Raw genomic sequence first — 19,902 nt, forward strand, 5'->3', positions numbered from 1 at the left:
AAGTAAAAGCTAAAATACAAACCATAGTAAAAGGTTTATTGTACCACTTCGGGCTGAGCATCTTTCAGATCAAGCTGGGGCTGATCGTCTTTCTTGCTTAATAAGAAATTCAGCTCATTCAGACGTGCAACCTTGAGCTGGTATTCATCTTCCTGCGGCCACGGCTTGTCCACCTCTTCTTTAGCGCTGGCCAGCTGCTCCTTCAGACGCGCAATGCTTTGCTCACATGAAGATATATTCGGCTCGAAAGATGCAAGGGCGTTACCGAGCCGCTGCATCATTCCTTGTGGTGTATTGCCGATTTCCACTTCACGCTTGGTTTTGCCTTGTACCCACAATGCCATGTTTTTTAGTGCATCGCGTGTGAGACGCAAGTCAAAGCCGCAATAGCTTCCAATCTGTATGGAATCGCTCCATGCAAGAGCATCGTCAACGCCGGACATGATTTTCTCTGCTTCGGTGTGTATCCGGTCAATCAGTGCTTGCCCAGCATCTTCTTTGCTCGTGAACGTATGTCCAGAGATCTCTGCATGGAAAGTATCGCCTACACTCTGAGCATGGTTTGCAGCAAATGTCGCACTGTCATGCTGTAATGCGGTCAGAAGATTTTCCTTTTTGGCGATTTCATGTGGCAGATTGACGTTGATATCATCTTGCAGCCGATAATGCTCATTCTTATATGCGCTGCGCAGAACAGACAGTTTGTTCACATCCACTTCCAGCTCCATGCGTTCTTTGATTTTAGGATCACCGGCAGCAAGTGCCTTGACTTCGGCATAGGATAACGCCGCTTCGTCTACATCCTCACAGGTGCGCGCAGGATTTTTAGAAGTCATTACCTGAGCGATGAATTTCTGCTTGTTTTCAACAGTTTGCCAGTTATAACTGTCAAACGTACCCTCAGTAGCATATCGGTAGATATCCACCTTGGAATTTGTATTGCCTTGACGCAGGATACGTCCCTCACGTTGTTCTATATCGCGCGGACGCCACGGACAATCCACCTCATGCTCTGCGATCAAACGCTTTTGTACGTTGAATCCTGCGCCCATTTTGCCGGTTGAGCCGAGCAGGATACGAAGCGTACCGGCATTCATTTTATTCCGCACTGCTGCTTTCTTCGTAGCCGTGTCTACATTATGGATATATGCAATTTCATGTGCCGGAACACCGCGTGCAATCAGCTTATCCCGGATATCATCGTATGCGCAAAAGTTGTTTTTACGTTGTCCGCGTCCGTTTGGGGTGGCGAGATCACAGAAGATTAACTGCGTGCTCTTTTCTGCTTTGGTTTTTTCCCAAATATCATAAACATTTTGCACAACCTTGTTCAGTTTGCTTTCCGGCACGTCCGGCAGCGTGGGATCGGCAAGCCGCTGGTCAAGCGCCAGTTTCCGTCCATCGTTGGTGATTGCCAGCATATTATCCGTATACGGATCAACCGCACCGGAACGCACTGCATCCGCACGTTTGCCAAGGCGCTGCACCATGTCTTTCTGTTCCTGCGTCGGCTGCGCGATCTCATTATGATATTCCACATCAGGCCGCTTCAAATTGAGCATATCCGCTGTCTGGATATCCGCTGCCTGTTTCCATAGGTTCATGAGTTCCGGCAGATTGATAAATTTCGCAAAACGTGTCGTGGTACGGTAGCCGGTTCCCTCTGGAGACAGTTCCATAGCGGTCACGGTTTCACCAAAGTTCGAAGCCCAGCTGTCAAAATCGGTCATACCGGTCTGCTCCAGTACATCATACTGGAGATAGCGCATCATGGTATACAGTTCAGACATACTATTGGAGATTGGAGTGCCGGTTGCGAAAACAACACCGTTATATCCTGTCTTTTCATTCAGATAGTCACACTTTGCTGCCATATCTTCGCTCTTTTGCACAGGAGAGGACTTGATACCAGCGACGTTACGCATTTTTGTGAACAGAACAAGGTTCTTAAATTCGTCCGCTTCATCCACAAAAATCCGGTCTACGCCAAGCTGCTCAAAGGTTACGACATCATCCTTTTCCTTAGCATCCATGAGTTTTTTCAAACGAGTCTCCAATTTCTTTTTGGAGCTTTCAAGCTGTTTGATGGTATAATTCATGGACTTATCATTTTTTGCGGTTGTTAGGCTCAGTTCCAAATTGTCGATCTGCTTTTCAATGTGGGCGCGTTCGTTTTCCGGCGATAGCGCTACTTTTTCAAATTGGGAATGGCCAATGATAACCGCATCATAATCGCCAGTGGCAATACGTGCGCAAAATGCTTTCCGGTTTTGCTTGGAAAAATCGTTTTCTGTCGCGACAAGTATATTCGCGCCGGGATAGAGCTGTTGGAATTCCGCGCCCCATTGTTCAGTTATGCTGTTCGGAACAACAAACATCGGTTTGTGAGCAAGGCCGAGCCTGCGCAGTTCCATTGCAGCAGCAGTCATTGTCCACGTTTTTCCTGCGCCAACGCAATGTGCGAGCAGGGTATTGCCGCCATACAGGATGCGTGCCACGGCGTCGCGCTGGTGCTTACGCATATTGATATTGGGGTTCATGCCCGGAAAGGAGAGGAAGTCACCGTTAAAAGTGCGTGGCCGCGTATGGTTAAAGTGCTCGTTATAATAACCTACCAGCCGTGCCCGCCGGTCTGGGTCAGCGTATATCCAATCCTTAAATGCCTGCCGCAGCGCATCCTGCTTGTTGCGTGCTTTGATGGTTTCCTGATGGTTGAGAATCCGCTTTTCCTTTCCGTCTATAATCTTCACGTCAGAAACCTGTACATCGCGCAGGTTGAGGGCTAACTCAAGCAGCTCGTAGCCGTTGACACGGCTTGTGCCGTATTTTGTATAAGCAAGGGAATTTCGATCCCTGTCCATGCGTTTGTTTTCGACATACCACCGCTTGACGGCGTCTGAATAAGAGGCTGTGATCTTGTTCGATTGATAATAAGGCGGGTGTAGGACTTCCCGGATAAATTGCGTTATATCTTCCGGCGGTATCCACGTTGTGCCAAGTCGGACACTGATGTCCACAGCGGTGAGCGGTTCGGGCTGTACCCCCTCCAGCATTTTTACATTAACAGAGAAAGATGGGTCTTTTTCTGCATACTCCTTTGCAATGCGCAGCTTTTCGCGAACATTGCCAGACAAGTATTCATCCGCAGGCTGCCAGCGTCCGCTTGTCGGGTCACGGAATATCTGGCCATGCAGAGAGGATATGATTCTATCCTGTGCCATGCCATCCAGCAGGCCGGACATATAATCAAAGTCGATTTTACCACGTTCTGCAAGGGATAGCCCTAACGCATCCTGTGGTGTATCTGCATGGGTGATCGCAATATGGGGACGGATTGTGCGCTGGGTAAAAATTGCGCTCTTGCCCTTTACATCCTGCTCATCATCCAAATCCTCAAGGGCAAGTAACAGAGGATATCCCGCGTCTTTATGAAACGCCAACTTGTTGCCGCGATTATGCAGATTCCCATATTCGGAAACAAAATGATCATAGATATTATTTAGCGTTGCCTGCATTTCATGCAGTCGGTCATCGCTGCATCCGTCCGCCTGTTCTGCAATCAATTGGCGGGCAACATCGCGGATCTGGATCATACCATACGCACGTTGTGTGGCGGTTTGGTTCAAGTCTGCAGGGTGGATGCCGTCTGCGCTTTTGTAATACAAGTTGCCGTTATGGATGAAGAATGAGTAATTTTGTACTTCATCTGCCATGATTTCTTCTTGCGATACCGGAGATTGCGTAGTGACAGTTCCTGCTTCCTGCTGTGTGTTCCGGTGGAACACATGCATAAAATTCAAATGGTCAATGGCTTCGGTCAGCTGATCCGATAGATTGGCACCAATCGTCGGTGCGCAGGTGGTATCATACCCGTACTGGGTGCTTTCCATCTTCATTTCACCCAGAATCATTTCCGGGTGGGAGATGAAATAGCTGTTCATTGAAAGGCCGTCTTGATTTTGCCCCAGCTGTACCCATTCCGGGTCATGCTCTGGCGGTGTTTCCCGTTTTTGCAGAAATATGATATCCGTTGTTACTTCTGCGCCCGCATTGGCTTTGAACGCATTGTTGGGCAAACGGATCGCACCCAGCAAATCCGCTTTCTGCGCAAGCAGGCGGCGCACATGCGTGTCTTTCTTATCCATTGTGCCTTTGGATGTGATAAACGCGACAACTCCATTCGGCTTTACCTTATCCAGCGATTTAACAAAGAAATAATCATGGATCAATAGATTATCTTTATCGTATCGGCTATCTGCCAGCTTATAATCACCAAATGGGACATTGCCGATGGCGAGATCAAAGGAGTTATCTGCAAACTGAGTATGTTCAAAGCCATCTACTGCTATGTTTGCATTCGGATACAACTGGCGGGCAATGCGTCCTGATATACTATCCAGTTCCACGCCATACAGTTTACTGTCTGACATGCTTTCCGGCAGCATCCCGAAGAAATTGCCAACACCGCAGGACGGCTCCAAGATGGTGCCGCTTTCAAATCCCATACGGTTCACGGCATCATAGATGGCTCGGATCACCGTGGGGCTGGTGTAATGGGCGTTGAGCGTGGAACTGCGTGCAGCGGCGTATTCCTCCGGGGTCAATAACTCTTTCAGTTCCGTGTACTCCGCAGCCCATGAGGGTTTATTCGAAGCAAATGCATCCGCCAGACCGCCCCAGCCCACATACTGCGAAAGAAGCTGCTGCTCCTCTGGGGTGGCATGGCGCTGCTCCTGCTCAATCTGTTTCAGTGTGGCGATTGCCTTAATATTGCGCCAGAATTTTTCCTTTGGTCCGCCTACACCTAAGTTGTCATCCATAATGCGGAAATTGCTGGGGGCGGTTTCGCGTGCCGCATACGGTGCGTTTTCTGTATCTGTAGCGTCCTGTGCGGATTCCTCCAGCGTGTTCCCTTGGAACACATCGTGGGCGGGATCGGCGGCAGCAGTCTGTGCGGATTCCTCCAGCGTGTTCCCTTGGAACACATCGTGGGCGGGATCGGCGGCAGCGGTCTGTGCAGATTCCCCCAACGTGTTCCCTTGGAACACATCGCGGGCGGGATCAGCGGCAGCACTCTGTACGGATTCCTCCAGCGTGTTCCCTTGGAACACATCGTGGGCGGGATCGACGGCAGCAGTCTGTGCGGATTCTTCCAGTGTGTTCCCTTGGAACACATCATGGGTGGGATCGGCAGCATGCTGTTCACGCAAGGCGGCTTGCCGTAATATCGGTAATATATTGTTGTAGTTTTGGTACTGGTTAAGAAAATCCAGTAATCCTCCATCGCCGTCTCCGATATCCTGACGTTCGGTGAATGTTTGTCCATCGGGCATAACAACGGTGAATTGGGTTTTATCATATCCTAAAAAGCGGGTCAATTCAGGATCGTCCGCTGCGTTCCATGCTTCCCATGTTCCATACTTCTTCAGAGCAGCATTCTTGCCGGCGACTCGTTCATCGTCGGCCTGCTTCATCAAGGTATCAAACTCATAGATGGAATACTGCTTCCCATCTTCAAATATGGGGCTTTCACTCCAATTGCAGATTACATATGGAACTTCGGCTGGCTTAGGGGGATTTACCTGTGCCTGCGCAGTCTGATCCGGGAAATCTCCTACGATACGGAGATACTTTCGCTCCTGATGATCGTAAACAGCAGCGCCATCATAGGCAAAACCATCGCTTTCCAGTGTCCCGTCTACATAGCCCTGTGCCACTTTTTCTGCATCGGCCAGCGTTTGATAGTCCTGTTTTTCGTCAAAACCATTCTCGACCAGGTCATAGACCACCACCTGATACCGTGGAGACATACGATTTTCATAGTTGTCAATCGCTTCCTTGGTTAACCATTCCGGCTTTTCGGGGAGGGTATCATACAACTCCCGCATTTTTACAATTTGCGCATGGACATTTCCTGCCCAAAGGTCCTTTTCGTTACGCTGTCCCTCTCCAAGAAAATACTCACAGTCTGCGCGCAGACGGTCTAAAAGCTGATAGTCAGATTGGTGATTTTGCGTTTCGGTAAGTTGATCCTGTTCGGTCAAAAAACTGCCATCACGGATAAGCTGCGCAATACGGTGCTGTACATCGCTCCAAGATAACTCTACATGCTCAGGGCTTTCAGCACGGACGAAAAATAAGCTGTTACTGTCATTGCCACCATATTCACGGGATAGCCATACGGCAGTGCCTTGTTCCTGCCCGTGTTCTTCCATGTAACGGACAACGGCATATTTGCTTTTAACATCGCCGTTCCATGTACGAATGGCATTGTCGATATCATCCTGAGAAAGAGGACGCAGCAGTTCGTGGAGCTGAGGATAAGTTTCGTCGATAATCTCTCGGTGTAGACGCTGGCGAAACTCTGGTGTGTCGGCATAGAGGCGGAGCAGCTCCATGTTGCCAGATTCCAGAACAGCACGACGAATAGCTGCGTTGCCCTCAATCACGGCGTTCTCATGGTCACTGTGGCCACAGGCATTGCGATAAGCGGTATCATGGGTAACAGCTTCCAGCACAGTGTGCTTGTATTGCTCATGTAATTCCCGAATGGTGGGGGCTGCGGTCGCTTCCGTATCTCGGAACACTCTGGTTCCGTCTGCACCGAACTCTGCTTCATGGTCGTTAATTGCTTGTTCCGCTTCGTGGTCAATGGAAAGGACAGAATACTCTCGGCGCTGAGTGCCGTCCTCTGGGATAGCGGAAACTGTCACATCATGCTTGCTACGCAGTAGCTCCAGATAATGTTCCAGCTTATTTATCGGAAATCCACACATTTGTACACGACCACCGCTGGGAAGCGCACGGGTGGCAAGATTAAGATCAAGCTCCTGCGCGGCTACTTTGGCATCCTCGGCATACATTTCAAAGAAGTCTCCCATTTGATACAGGACAATATTATCTGGGTGATGTTCTTTGACGTCGTTATATCCCCATACAGATGGATCGGGCTGTTGGGCTTCTGTGGCATGTGCTTTTTCTTCTTGAATTTTCTGATATTGGGCCTGTTCCTGTTCGCTAAGATAGCGTCCATCATGGATAAGATCAGTAATGATGGCAGCTGCTTTGTCCCAAGTCAATTTCACATCGGGACAGTCTCGCTTTTTATATCGCACGCCTTTTCCATCATGCCATTCATCGCTGCCTATTGCGCCAGATAAGGCGTGTGAGTGACCACCAATACCATATTCCGCCTTGAGAAAATCGACCTTTTCTTTAGAGGTATGGGGTTGCTGAAAATAATCGAAAATCCGGCCTTTGCCACCAGAAACATTGCTGCCGCCAGCCATCGCATCATTGATTTCGTCCATAGTAATAAACTGCTTCACCGCAGGGATTTCCGTTAATTCGGAGGAAAAGGCTTGGCGTGGTAGATTAAGGTCACGGAGGTTGGATAGAATTTCGTCCAACCGATGATAATGAAATAACAACAAATCCCGATTCTGCTGGTAAGCTGTCCGGAAAGCGGCGTATTCTTCCGCAAGGGTATGGCGAAACTCTGGGCTGTTCAGCTGATCGGCAAGCCATTCTGTTTCTGCTGGAAACCCATTTCTCTGGATATTTGACAGGCAGGAAAGATACCCGGAATCTCTGGCTTCATCGTTGAAATCGTGGTATAGATGCCAAAGTTGTTCCGCAAGGAGGGAGCGTTCATAGCCCTCGGCCTCAGCCAGCTCTACATTGGTCGCAAAGTGTCCGCCCTGCAAAAGCTGTCCAATGCGCTCAGCTGCGGTTTGCCATGATATGACTGAGGCGGAACGGTCAAACCGCACGGTTTGGCCGCGCGAAAGATGGATGCCGTCATTGTCATACCAAGCTACAAATTTTCCGTTTTCAGCGTCAAAACCATTACCACCATGATAGAGGGTTTGGAGATAAGCTGCGATCTCGATGGTGGATTTTTGCTTTTCAAAAGCGGCAACAATACATTCACGCTGACGATACGTATTGCCACCCACCCGCAGCACATGGTCGATCTCTGCCTGCGAGAAGTCATACCGCCCGGGCAGGGCAGATAGGGCAGATTGCGATGTATTCTGACGGAACACATCCTGCACAGCGGCAGCAGCCTGTGCGGTTTTTTCTTGTGTGTTCTGATGGAACACATTTTGCTGTGCCTGTCTGGTCAGGTCATCCGAGAGCAAGGACAACTGTTCGGGAACAGGTTCTGTGTTAAAAGAAAAAGCAGCAGACGCTTTCTGCGCTGCTGCTGGCTTTATATGCGGTTCTGTTAGCTGTACACCCAATTCTCGCGCACGATCTCCGCTGCGCAATAACGGTAGTTGTTCATCAGGCCGAGCCATTTCATCGGATCGGTCGCTTTTAGCTCCTCGTCCGTCCTTTCCTGCTGCGCCATGGACAACGTAATCTGCTCCAGTTCCTCCTGTGCGTGAACCTCCACGTCGTTCAGATACTCGTTCAGCTTCCCCGCCACTACCATTTCCTGATAGAACTCCGGTTCTTTGCGTTTCATGTACTGTAGGCGCTCCACTCCGAAGGTCAGATAATGTGCCGGGGTTGGATCGTGATACTGTTTCCCGTCTGTTCCCAGATGACACTGTCTGTCCTCGCTCATTGCCTTGTTCAGCTGCTCCTGTATGCTCATTCCCGTCATCTCCTTTTCTGGGTGGATCATTAGCGGTTCCTGTGTCTTTATTATATACTGAATGTTCCTGTTCCGCAATACGCTTTGGCGTTGTAAATCGAAAAAGTTTGCAGCCGTCTAACTCTTTCATCGTTTGCTCAATCGAGCGCAATATTGTTTCGGAGGTTTGCTGCACTACCTCACCCAATGCAGCAACATCTTCGGGAGATAGTGAGCTGATCGGGATTTCTTTAACGTATAGTGTAGGATCAACGCCACAGCGGCGCAGGACACACCATGCAGCGGACGAAACAGCAGCACGATGAAAATCCAAACGGTTGCTGTATTGCTGTGCTTTTTGAAAAGCGGCGGTTTGTGTGGCAATAAACAGATTGTCCGTGAAACTGTCTAACAGATGCGGATCATCGCCTGTCATGCGCTCAATGCCTTGTAATACGGCTTCCTGTGCGTCCGGACGCAGTTCCCAAATGTAGGGCGCTGGGATATTATCCCGGCGCGGAACAGTATCTGATACATCAAATAGATACGCCACCCGCTCTTTACCATGCCGAACCGCAATGGTACCAATGCCGGTAGATCCGCGCTTGATACTGCGCTGCATTCGGTTTCCCCAAAAAGGTAGTTCAGCGCACGCGGTTGCATCCGGGCGCTGGTCATAGATAAGTAACTGTGTAGCAAAGTTGTATTTGTACGTCCGTGATGCGGAATCCAAAAACGCTTTCCAGTGTTCCGGCTCGGTAATGAATCGGCTGATCAGTTCCTGTTGCCTGTCTTTGAGTTCGTCTACGGTAAATCGTGCCATAGGTATCCTTCCTTTCTATGCAATCAAATAATGTGTTCCAATGGAACACATCAATGCTCTCTTATGACAGAATAATCACGGTATAGCGGCTGGCAGATTAGCGCAATGGTCGTGTATCAATATGGATTGTTTGTTTAACTCAGATAAAAGCTGCTGCGTAAGCCAGCACAGTTCAGACGGAGTGACTGATATATGAAAATGCCCATTGGCATCTCGCTGCATTGTAGTCCCAATACTGCAAATGAGTTGTACTGCCGTTTGGCTGTTGTCGTTCTGGTGATTCAGATAAATATATCTGTTCAAAATTTCCAATAACAAATTGAAATCCTCCTCGGATGCCGTAATGACAAATTGCTGTTCTTCCATTTCATTACCTCCTATTTCAAAAATAAAAAATGTGTTCCAGTGGAACACATCTCAATTCAATTCTGCACTTTGCAACTGCGCTGTGATCTTATGTAATCCACGCCAAACACTGGAACGGTTTACTGCTTCTGTTCGTGCAATTTCAGATACAGATTTACCGTGCAGAAAGTATGCAACAAATCGGCGCCGTTGCCTGAGAGATAGCTTTCCGCTACGCAATAGGAAAAGGGCTGCTCGGATAGCGATTTTGCGTTGTTCCCGTCGTAAAACTGCGATACATGGTTCTGGCTCAGATGCAGGTATCATTGCAGTCACAGTATCGAAGTCAGCAGGGGATTTTTTTTGACTATATTGATCGTCAGAACGGTTTTGCATATAAAATAATTCGTCTGAAAGCAACTTGATTTTGTTAAAATCGTCTGCGGTATATTCAGGGTTTTCCAGAAGATAATCCTCAAGACGGATCACTTGTGTTGTACCATCTGCAAAGCAGTACACAATTCCGTCACTATCCCGGTTAGCCAACCACTCTTTCTTGCTGTTCAAAAGCGATTCCTCCTATTTAGGAATAAAAAAAGAGCTTCCGGCAGAAATGCCGAAGCTCTTGACGGGCGCTTCCCATGGGCCATGCCCAAGGGCGTTCGCCCAGTTTATAGAATAGCATCGAATGAGCGAACAAACCGAACAACTTCTCCTTTTTCTTCTGAAACGACAAGACAAGTATTAGTCACAAAAGTATTATTAAACAAAGTATAAATGAATAATATTTTATTATTTCATGCTGTTTTGCATCATCTCGCATCAGCAATAAGCCCAAAGAGCATGATACCGTATATGAGACTACCCCATGAAAATAGGTAGATGGTGCATATTGGGGCATGGAGCACGAGTAAAAATGATCTAATGACAGAATTTAAGAAAAAATGGCATAAAAAAAGCACGGCCCTTAGCCGTACCCCAGAAGGAAGTACGGCAATCAGGTCATGCTTTCATTTTGTTTAGCTTCTTCAGCAAGGCGGCGTTTCCGAACCTCTTGCACACGCTCCAGCCAGTCTATCTCCCAGTCGCTGAGCATGTTCTGCTGCCTTTGATTATACCATTCGATTGTCCCCGGACAGTATTCTGTGTGCTGGGCATCCTGCTTTTGCAGCCATGCGTACAGGATCGTGCGCAGATAGGCTGCTGGATTCTTCGCGCGTGACAGGTTGATATGTTCTCTTCTGATAAAATGTGCGATCTGGTCATAAGACACGCGATCAACAAGTTCCGCGCGCTGTGCCAGAGGTATCTCACGCTTGCTAATGGTCAGCTGCGGTGCATTGGCCAGTACCGTAAGGGCATCTGTAATAAGATCTACCAGCATGGGATCATAGCTTTGTTTCAGATGGGTACAGTCAATGCGTTCACTAACGGCTTTTCTTTCGGTGTCAGATGGCGTGTATGCGCTGTTTGTTGTAGAGGGTAAATCATTACTTGCTTTTACATTGGAAACAGCTTGGCGCGGCTTTGCTGCGCACACGGCAGTGCAAAGTGACTTTAGCTTTTTTCGTGCACGCTTCAGATAATCTGCAATCGTTTTTTCAGATGAAACCGAGCCATCTGCATGGTGATTGGTAAGATAGGGTGTTTCCTGATCCGGTTCATTCAGCAAGTCATAAGAATATGTAAAGCCGTTATCTTCTCCAGTGGGATAGCGGTGTTGCTTAAGTAGTCCCGAGATTTTCAGGTGCTGCCAAACGGAAGAAAACCGTTTCAGTCGTTCTACACAGAATGACTTGACTCCCTCCGGATGCAAGTGAAAATTCGGGATATTAGCCAGATGGGACACAACGGCAAATAGCCCCTTTACGGCAAGGGGAAGTACCGTGCTTTGCAGCACGGCGTTCGGAATACGGGTAAAATCTCGTGGAGTATCGCTTGCTGGCATCACACGGCAAGTCCCATTATGGCGCTCACACGGATTGATGTATTGATATGCCGGGGTATTGTCCGGTACTTGCAGTAAGTCGTAAATGTGGACAAACGAGCCTGTCCCATTAAGCTGAAAAAAGCGATGCTTCAGATAACCGGCAGTTTGCAGCTCCCGCCAAGCCTTTTCAAGTGCATATCGACTTTCACAGTATTTTGCAAGCGCGCCTTTGGTCAGGCTCCAGCGCGGCATACCAGCGAAAGATGATATCACCAGATAAAGCCCTTTTGCCATCAGTGACAGGGTTTTGTCACGCAGTACAGGGTTATATCCCATAGTAAAACCAGCCATTTGAAGCACCTCCTTTCTCAGCTTTTTTTAAGAGAATTTAGATAGCGATTGACCATAAGGCGAACACTATCTTCTGTATTATTGCCGCCAATACGTGCAGCAATCTGCCGCCATTGCAGGCGGTCTACATAACGGTATAAAATGATTTGCCGGAGTAATGGATCATCTATATCATTGACAAACGCATTGAGCTTGGCATATTCCAGAATGCTGCTTAATACACGTTTCATGATAATCTTCTTTAATTCATCTATCATGGCCAGATACATGCCAATATTATCCCGTAGGATACCGATATGCGGCAGACCGGAAATAGACGAGGTATGTCCGGCCACGGCGGATTGTAATTCGCGTAAGCGTTCCAAATCGCGGTTTAATTCGATATTCAGATCTGACAGATGTTCTAATTCATCTTTGGTCATGAATTTCTATCACCCCACTACGTGGACAGGGAAATTCCCGTGTGTTCTATTGGAACACACGGGATATCATCAATACGGGCAATCTGTGTCATCATCCGACAGACCTTCCGGCAGAGTGCCTTGTGGGACAGCTTTAACAGACTGCTGCGGTGTATAAGGCATGGGTCTATGCGGCATGGTGATAGAAGTATCCATACCCACCTCTACTTTCGCGCTGGTAGAGCGTGCCACAGGCTCATATCCCTGTGGTACTGTTACTTCTGTAATGATATACTCACCGGCAGGCAGGCCCACAATATGCGCAGCGCTATCGCTGCTGGATAGAATATTCTGTTTTACTGTATTGCCATCATGGTCATACAGGTCATACGCTGCGCCGGACAACACTTCGCCGCTGGACACATCGGTTGCAGTGATTTGCAAACTACCTGTCGCATTGGAAAGTTGGCCCGCTTCTTCGCGCGCCATACGCTGGCGCTTGGTTTCCCCAAACGTCACATCATTGCATTTGACTTCAATGGTAAGATGACTCTTACCTTGTTCATCCTGCCACACGCGGGAGATTAGTTCACCGATCACAATGGCAAGTGTACCTTTGGAAAACCACTGCGAAACAAATTCGGCCTTTTCACGCCACGCCACACAAGGGATGAAATCTGTCTTTTCCTCATCCCCGGAGGTGTGGCGGGCAACAGCCAGTTTGAATAAGCAAATAGGGATATTGCCGTTAACGTATTTAAGTTCAGGATCACGGGTAAGTCTGCCCATTAAAACAGTATTGTTGATAGAAACTGCATTACTCATGGTGCTTTGTCTCCTTATTGACATTATGAGAATGAATATGAATAGCTGGGTATCTAATTCATCCGCAATTTGTAAAATGGTTGGAATTGAGGGGAATATTTCTCCACTTTCGTACTTCTGCACGGTGCGGAGCGTTTTGTCTAACCGATGAGCCAATTCTGTTTGGCTCATACGCGCAGCTTTTCTTGCCGCTTTAATTGCTTGACCAATTTCAACAGAAAGATCTGTCATTATCTCACCAGTGTTTCAAATCGCACATGTAGCATAACGAATTACAGTATTATGTGGGCTTACAGCTCCGGCCCGTCCTTGGTTGTTTGGTGCGCTGCTGGTCTGGATATGTCGGACGCATGGCTGGTGTCATGCGCTACACGGTCACGTACCTCGGCGCGCTTGGCGTTATTGAACCGATCCAGATCACCAACCAGATAACCAGTGATACGGCGGATGCGCTCAAAGACCACGCCCTCACCGACCAAATCGTCATGGACATCACTTAATGGAGCTGACTGGCCGTTCGGTTGATGATGGCGGTTCATAAACTCCTGTTCGCTTAATGGATGATTGACACCTGTTGCATCACAGTATGCTTGGTACAGGGCGTAGTCCAGCGCGGGCGCGGTATCTGCCACTAAAATGTCGGGCGTCTGGCCTTGTTCCATGATATGGCGGAAAGCAAACACCGCAGTATCGGCTTCGTGTTGCGTAAAATGCAGCTCGACCTTTTCACCGCTTGGCTCATGATATGACAGCGCGGCAATTTCGGTCGGCTCCAGTCGGAGGGGATTGTTACTGCTCTCTGATGTAGAATCCAGTTCCATGCGTCTCATTTCCCGATGGGAAATGTATTCGATTTCGCTTCTGTTAGGAGCGTATCCATACGCGTCCGCGTATGCGCATAGAAATTGATAGCCTACATGATCGAAAGCTGCGTCTGGTTCAATCCGATAATCGACTGCGTTAACCCCCAAATCATCAATGCCGTTGCGATAAGCATCCAGTGCTGCCGTTTCTTCGCCCGCAAAGTAGGGGACTTCCTCGGTGAATTTGGAGGTGTGCCGGAAATACAAGGTGACCGCAAGAGATCGTTTGTTTAGAAAATCCTGTGCCTGCTGTGCGGAATCAAATGTGTGCAGCTGGCCGGTACGCGGATTTTCAAAGCGTAGATCGGAAGCCATTACCGCAGGCGGGACGTGCCGAAAACCGGCCTGCTGCATAGCCTGCATCAAGGCAGCGTTATTATGTTGTGCATCAAGGATACTTTGAGGAGATTGCAAACCGAGCTGAAGCCGATGCAGCGTCGCCCGCAAGTCAATCTCTTGCTGGATAAGGGACATAATCTCACTGCTGTTTGCGCTGTCTGCTGCATTGAGTGCTGTCATCTGTTCATTGACAGTGTGCAGATCGTCATTTACTTTGCCGATGGACACCTGTAGCGATTGAAAATTTTGCGTTTCTGCTGTTGTCAACTCATGGAGTGCGCCATTTTCCAACAGCTGCTCCAGAGCTGGGAAATGCTCAAAATGGATGTCGGCAAAAACATCCGGATCGGAGGGACGGTACATTTGCTGTTTACCGGAATCGGAAACGATCAAGAAATCATTTGCATGAGGTGTCGGCACACCCACTTTGCTGTGATATGTAGCATCGAGCGTATCATCCACAGGAGCTACACGGTAAGCGCCACAACTTTCGGTGAGATCGCTTAAAAACTGATAATATTTCTCTGCCATTTTACATTCCCTCTTTATATTTATTTTGCGACAGGATCAGCCCTGCCGTTATTCACATCTTTTTGCATTTCGAACTGGGTTTCATCAGTTCTTTTTACTTTCTTAATTTTGCGAGATATTTGACAAGCCAACAGGAAAATAAAATCAGAAAGTTTGTGAACCATCCGGTTAAATACGCTGCGCATAGAGACATTGCATACTCTGCTCCGCTAATTTCTATTCCAGCATTTATAATTTCAAAAAATGAATAGGTTAGTCCTGATTGAACGCCACAATATGCAACTATAGGAAATAAATAAACAAATTCAGATACCGCCAGCAGTCCATAATATACTTTCCCTGACATAGATTTGGTTTCCATTATTTTGTTCAGGTATGGGATGCTGCAAAGTTCTGCCGACATTGCCCCGATACCTGCTGCAAATACCCATCCCAAAAGTTCCAAAGCCATATTGCGCAAGATATCTCACCTTTTCGTTCATTTTAACAGTTTGATTGATTAGCCGTTATTTACGGTTTTGTGCTTTCTGAATCTTGAATTGGGATAATACAGAGGATTGCCGAGCAAGTTTGATTTGGCGCTGGATGTGTGCAGGTTGTCCACCAGCTTTTTCATCATCCTTAACCGTTTGTTCAGCCGCCGAGATTTCATAATTAAGTTGCATATAATACCGCCTCCGTGTGCTATAAACCTTTAATTTACGATTAGCTTTTTGTAGCAGTGCAGTGTTGCCATGGCATCGTGCAAACTGTTATGCGCAGATCCCGGCCATGTATAACCAAAATAATCAGCGCAAAATGTGAGGCTATGATATCTGCTCTGATCACAAGGATCACCATACCCGTGATAATAATCTGCAAATTCTCTCATTACATCCATGATGTCAGCTTTCGGCCCCGGGTTAATACCCCAATTCCAAAAATATCTGAGATCGTAATACACGTTGTATCCGACTATAAGCGATGCATGATAGAAAATTGTTTTTAGTGAGGATAGCAATTCGTGCGGATAGGGAGCATTAGCTACCATATCAGGTGTTATGCCGTGGATTTTTTCTGCATCAGGCCATGTGCTGTGATAATACGGATGGACAAGCGTATTCACCAGAATGTTGCTGTTATCGTCGATAATGCTGATCTGTAAGATCTCATCCGTCATCCGTAAGCCAGTGGTTTCGGTATCGAGTACAATTATTCTGCTACGGGGAGTGGCAGGTGGCACACTGGAACGCGCAGTAATGTCGCAGAGGAAGTTATGAACGAGTTTATACTGTATTTCCTCAATCTGTTGTTCGTGTTCCATCTGCGCTTGTTCGAATTTCCGCTGATGGGCAGCTGCGCGTTGATCGCGTTGTCTGGCGCGGATCGGAGCAAAAAAAAGTCTTAAGTTCTTCGGCTGTGCCGTGGTGTACGTCGCTGGGGGCAAAGTAGATAAATGAGCGTTGGCGATGTCCGTTGCTCCACATACGAATACCAACGGAATCGCTGTTAACGATTTTTCCGTCTTTGGCCCACTGCAGCTGTGTGCGATAATCAATGTGCGGGTAATTTGTTCGAGTTTCCATACGGCTTATCCTTTCTTGGGCAGATGTCCCCATAATATGAAATCAAATATGCTGTCCATTATGCGGTACTTATTTGATATGCTGCTCATGGTCATGCACCGGAGTAATTTGAGGATATAAGCATTGCGGGGGATAATTCACAAGACTTATGTCTCCGGCACATGACCACAAACAGCATGGTTTGTGGCGCTATTTTGATTTGACTGTGAGAATTGGATAATTCGATGTGTCTACCACTTCAAATTGTTCAAAAATTCCCTGCATGTTCGTTTGATCGTTAATCAGTATCTCAAAAATAGTTTTTCCACTCGATTTCTGTGGCGGGGCAAAAACAACACCTTCTATTTGCACGATAAGCAAACCCACTAAAACAAAAAGAACAAGCAGGCGCATATCGAGATCGCTTGAAACTCGTTTACATACATGCAATACTACACACGACAACACACACAGGAATAGAAATCCAGCAAAAAAGATAAATTGTCGCTTTTCATCTGTAACCATTTCTGGCGTCGTGCTCAGGACTTCGGCTCCCAAGCTAATCAGTACGTCTTTCATCTTTTGCGCTTCTCACTCCTCACATTGGCGATCATATTCGTCTGGCGTTATCAGGCAGCAGTCTGCCGGGGTGTAATACTGATCCAAAAGGGTCAGTCTAAGCACATCTTCAATTTTTATCTGCTGTAAAAACTTTTCGTACTCCGCGCCGGTTAATTCCTCGGCATCCTCATCGCCCAGCGTCACACAGACAACATTAGGACATGGTACTCCGTGCTCGTCCTCTCCAAGCCCCTGCACTTCAAGGCAAATACGAATCTTTTTCATGGATTGATTTCCTTATCTTTTTTTGATTTGTTAGCTTTGGCCTGTGCAATTCCCGCAGGGGTAGAGTGTGGCGGATAGCGGTACAATGGTACTACAGCGTCTGCTTGGCATGTATGTCCATACGCATCTGTCACAAAAAAGCGGGGATATACAGATTCCATTTAATGATCCAGAGTAAATCGGCCTTTGTGCAGTCAGTTAGTTTCATTCGCATCAATCATCCTTTTCTGGCGCATAGCCTGTAGATGGTCGATTAAGATACTTTCGGCCTGACTACCAGATGCCAGCTTGTCACCTGCACCAATCAAGTGGTAACGTGGTCGGTTTAAGTTGCGAGTACCACCACCCGGATAAAAGTCATCGCCATCGTACCAGCTTGCGGTGAAAGCACTGCCATCAGGCAGATCAAGCCGATGTACAGTAAGACCAATTTCCGGCACAGTTGCCCATAGTGGCCACTCTTGCCATGCAGCCAAGACCGCTTTGCGCTTTTCGTTATTGGTGAGCTGCATAACATCTATCTGATAGTGAGCGGTATCTGACTGAACTGCTTGCGGCTGCGTGTTCCGATGAAACACATCGGACTGCGGTGGTTCGACTTCGTCCGTCTGAACTGCGACCGGCTGCGTGTTCCGATGGAACACATCGGGCTGCGGTGGTTCGACTTCGTCCGTCTGAACTGCGATCGGCTGCGATCGCGCGGGCTTGTCTGGCAACTTGCCATGGTTAAGATAATATTCATAGCTTGCCAGCTGCCTGTTTGCCGCTAAGGTGCTGAGTTCGTAAGCCACTGAAATGGACAGCTTATCTACCTTGATTTCATCCATTAACGCTGGTATCAAATTGTTAAGAATGGAATCATATTTTGCGATCCGGCTGTTGCTTACGTTCAGGCTTTTCGCCACCAGATCACGAACACGTCCGGAAATGCCGCGTTGCTCTTTCGCTTTGCGGGCGATCTCTCGCATTTGTTTGACTTCCTCCAGCTTGTCCCATGCGGTTTTTTCGCGCTGGGAGTTGGCAGCAATCAGAACTGTTTGCTGAGAAAGGTCACTCTCATCATCAACAACAGAGCAGGGGAGAAACTCATATTGATCTTTGCCCTCGTTTAGCAGCTCGCCAATAGCACGATGACGACGGTGGCCAGACAGTATCGTGTATTTTCCATTGCCTTGCGGCACAACAACCAAATTGTGCAGTACACGCCCGGCTAACTCGATAGCGGCCTTGAGTTCGTCAATATCCTGCATGGAATAGAAATTATCCGCAGAGGGGACAAGGTCATAATAACTGATCTGACGGTTCTCTTTTGCCTTTGCGGATGTGTCAAACTGAGGTAGCATATCAGTGATCTTGAAAGGTGTTTCCATACTGTCAGCCCCTCTCAGATTGCAGATACTCAGAAACAAAATCGGAGTAATCGTGTGCCGCGCCGCTGCGTTTGCTGTATTCTGCAATGGGCAAACCCGCAAACGAACTTTCAACTACTTTGCCACTGTACCGGATATGTGTGGTAAATACCGGGCAATTCAGATTTTTTCGCAGCCATTCCTCGCCCTGACGTTCTCCGTCGACGTGCTGAAAACATGTAATCAGGCAACCAAGCAGGTGCAGATCGGGGTTTAACTCTTCGCGCGTAACATCAATCTGCTCTTTCAACTCGCGCAGGCCGTCGAATGCGTAAGGGTCAATCTTGACCGGGATGATAACCTCGTCCGATGCTACCAGCGCGTTAATAATGCTGATATTGATATCCGGCGCATTATCAATCAGACAATAGTCATACTGGCTGGATACCTTGCGTAAGGCCGCACGCAGCCGCGTCTGCTGCGGACGGCTGCTGTCCATTAGCACCTGCCTGTTGGCCGTCAGCAGCATCATGTTGGCCTGAATCGCATCAATCCGTGGATACCGGGTATGCTGGATGATTTCATCCAAATTCGCGTTACGGTCGAGCATAAGATCAGCAACGCTTTTTCGATCATAGGAGTGAATCCCAAAGGTTTTGCTGGTGTTGCCCTGTTTATCATTGTCAACGACAAGCACTCGCTTTCCGTATGTCTCGGACAGGATGTGCGCCATGCTGATGGTGGTGAGCGTCTTTGCGACGCCGCCTTTCAAGTTAATGATAGATACTGTTTTCATTTTTATTATCCCCTTGTCAGCGCGTGTTCCATTGGAACACATAGTCTGTTAGAATCACGATATGTCCTCAACCATACCGCGCTTCATTAAGTTGTCGATGGATGGATTGTAGACTACACGATGCAGTTGTTGTCCATCCATATCATGTAATTCAATGGCCAATGTTGCACAACCAAGGCAGGCGCAGAAGAAAGCCTGAGAATGCGTTCCGTCATCATTTCTCCATCTTAAAAAGAAATTCGGTCGACGATACGCCTTTTCAAATGTCACCTTGCGTAAAGCTGGAATATACAGCCAGTCCAAATCCTGTGCCATATCCCGCATGAGATTGTATAAAGTGGTTTTATTTGCCTTTAAGCTCTTCATTGCTGTCAC

At 47.7% G+C, this 19,902-nt stretch carries 15 protein-coding genes and 1 pseudogene; all 16 read right to left on the minus strand.

Going from position 1 to position 19,902, the window contains the following annotated elements; genetic code table 11:
• Window positions 1-35: 35 nt before the first annotated feature.
• Window positions 36-8,144 (minus strand): LPD11 domain-containing protein, encoded by an 8,109-nt coding sequence (locus ACESSO_RS10115; RefSeq protein WP_373165047.1) that lies wholly within the window; start codon window positions 8,142-8,144, stop codon window positions 36-38.
• A gap of 86 nt (window positions 8,145-8,230) precedes the next feature.
• Window positions 8,231-8,605 carry a TnpV protein gene (locus ACESSO_RS10120; protein WP_373165049.1) on the minus strand — a complete coding sequence of 125 codons (375 nt, stop codon included), beginning with the start codon at window positions 8,603-8,605 and terminating at the stop codon, window positions 8,231-8,233.
• A gap of 877 nt (window positions 8,606-9,482) precedes the next feature.
• The gene (locus ACESSO_RS10125; RefSeq protein WP_373165051.1) at window positions 9,483-9,773 is read right to left on the minus strand and encodes a hypothetical protein; all 291 of its coding nucleotides are present in this window, start codon (window positions 9,771-9,773) and stop codon (window positions 9,483-9,485) included.
• 51 nt (window positions 9,774-9,824) lie between these two features.
• On the minus strand, window positions 9,825-10,319 hold the full coding sequence (locus tag ACESSO_RS10130) for an RNA polymerase sigma factor (protein ID WP_373165052.1): 495 nt from the start codon (window positions 10,317-10,319) through the stop codon (window positions 9,825-9,827).
• Window positions 10,320-10,749: 430 nt separating this feature from the next.
• A complete protein-coding gene (locus ACESSO_RS10135; protein WP_373165053.1) occupies window positions 10,750-12,033 on the minus strand; it encodes a hypothetical protein in 1,284 nt (427 codons plus the stop codon).
• A 17-nt stretch (window positions 12,034-12,050) separates the two neighbouring features.
• Window positions 12,051-12,455, minus strand: coding sequence for a hypothetical protein (locus ACESSO_RS10140; RefSeq protein ID WP_373165054.1), 405 nt, complete (start codon window positions 12,453-12,455; stop codon window positions 12,051-12,053).
• 69 nt (window positions 12,456-12,524) lie between these two features.
• On the minus strand, window positions 12,525-13,490 hold the full coding sequence (gene ssb / locus ACESSO_RS10145; protein WP_373165055.1) for a single-stranded DNA-binding protein: 966 nt from the start codon (window positions 13,488-13,490) through the stop codon (window positions 12,525-12,527).
• A 59-nt stretch (window positions 13,491-13,549) separates the two neighbouring features.
• Window positions 13,550-13,723: pseudogene (gene nrdD, locus ACESSO_RS10150) on the minus strand (anaerobic ribonucleoside-triphosphate reductase); the annotation flags it as partial.
• A gap of 1,363 nt (window positions 13,724-15,086) precedes the next feature.
• The gene (locus ACESSO_RS10155; RefSeq protein ID WP_373165057.1) at window positions 15,087-15,443 is read right to left on the minus strand and encodes a hypothetical protein; all 357 of its coding nucleotides are present in this window, start codon (window positions 15,441-15,443) and stop codon (window positions 15,087-15,089) included.
• Window positions 15,444-15,498: 55 nt separating this feature from the next.
• Complete coding sequence (locus ACESSO_RS10160; RefSeq protein ID WP_373165059.1) at window positions 15,499-15,657, minus strand: hypothetical protein; 159 nt, start codon at window positions 15,655-15,657, stop codon at window positions 15,499-15,501.
• A gap of 29 nt (window positions 15,658-15,686) precedes the next feature.
• Window positions 15,687-16,529, minus strand: coding sequence for an exonuclease domain-containing protein (locus tag ACESSO_RS10165; RefSeq protein WP_373165060.1), 843 nt, complete (start codon window positions 16,527-16,529; stop codon window positions 15,687-15,689).
• A 217-nt stretch (window positions 16,530-16,746) separates the two neighbouring features.
• On the minus strand, window positions 16,747-17,115 hold the full coding sequence (locus ACESSO_RS10170) for a hypothetical protein (protein ID WP_373165061.1): 369 nt from the start codon (window positions 17,113-17,115) through the stop codon (window positions 16,747-16,749).
• A 12-nt stretch (window positions 17,116-17,127) separates the two neighbouring features.
• Window positions 17,128-17,382, minus strand: coding sequence for a hypothetical protein (locus ACESSO_RS10175; protein ID WP_373165062.1), 255 nt, complete (start codon window positions 17,380-17,382; stop codon window positions 17,128-17,130).
• A 194-nt stretch (window positions 17,383-17,576) separates the two neighbouring features.
• The gene (locus tag ACESSO_RS10180; protein WP_373165063.1) at window positions 17,577-18,752 is read right to left on the minus strand and encodes a ParB/RepB/Spo0J family partition protein; all 1,176 of its coding nucleotides are present in this window, start codon (window positions 18,750-18,752) and stop codon (window positions 17,577-17,579) included.
• Between the two features lie 4 nt (window positions 18,753-18,756).
• The gene (locus ACESSO_RS10185) at window positions 18,757-19,527 is read right to left on the minus strand and encodes a ParA family protein (protein WP_373165065.1); all 771 of its coding nucleotides are present in this window, start codon (window positions 19,525-19,527) and stop codon (window positions 18,757-18,759) included.
• Window positions 19,528-19,581: 54 nt separating this feature from the next.
• Window positions 19,582-19,893, minus strand: coding sequence for a hypothetical protein (locus tag ACESSO_RS10190; protein ID WP_373165066.1), 312 nt, complete (start codon window positions 19,891-19,893; stop codon window positions 19,582-19,584).
• Window positions 19,894-19,902: the final 9 nt, after the last annotated feature.

It is taken from the genome of Agathobaculum sp. Marseille-P7918, assembly GCF_964248325.1.
Classification (GTDB): Bacteria; Bacillota; Clostridia; order Oscillospirales; family Butyricicoccaceae; genus Agathobaculum.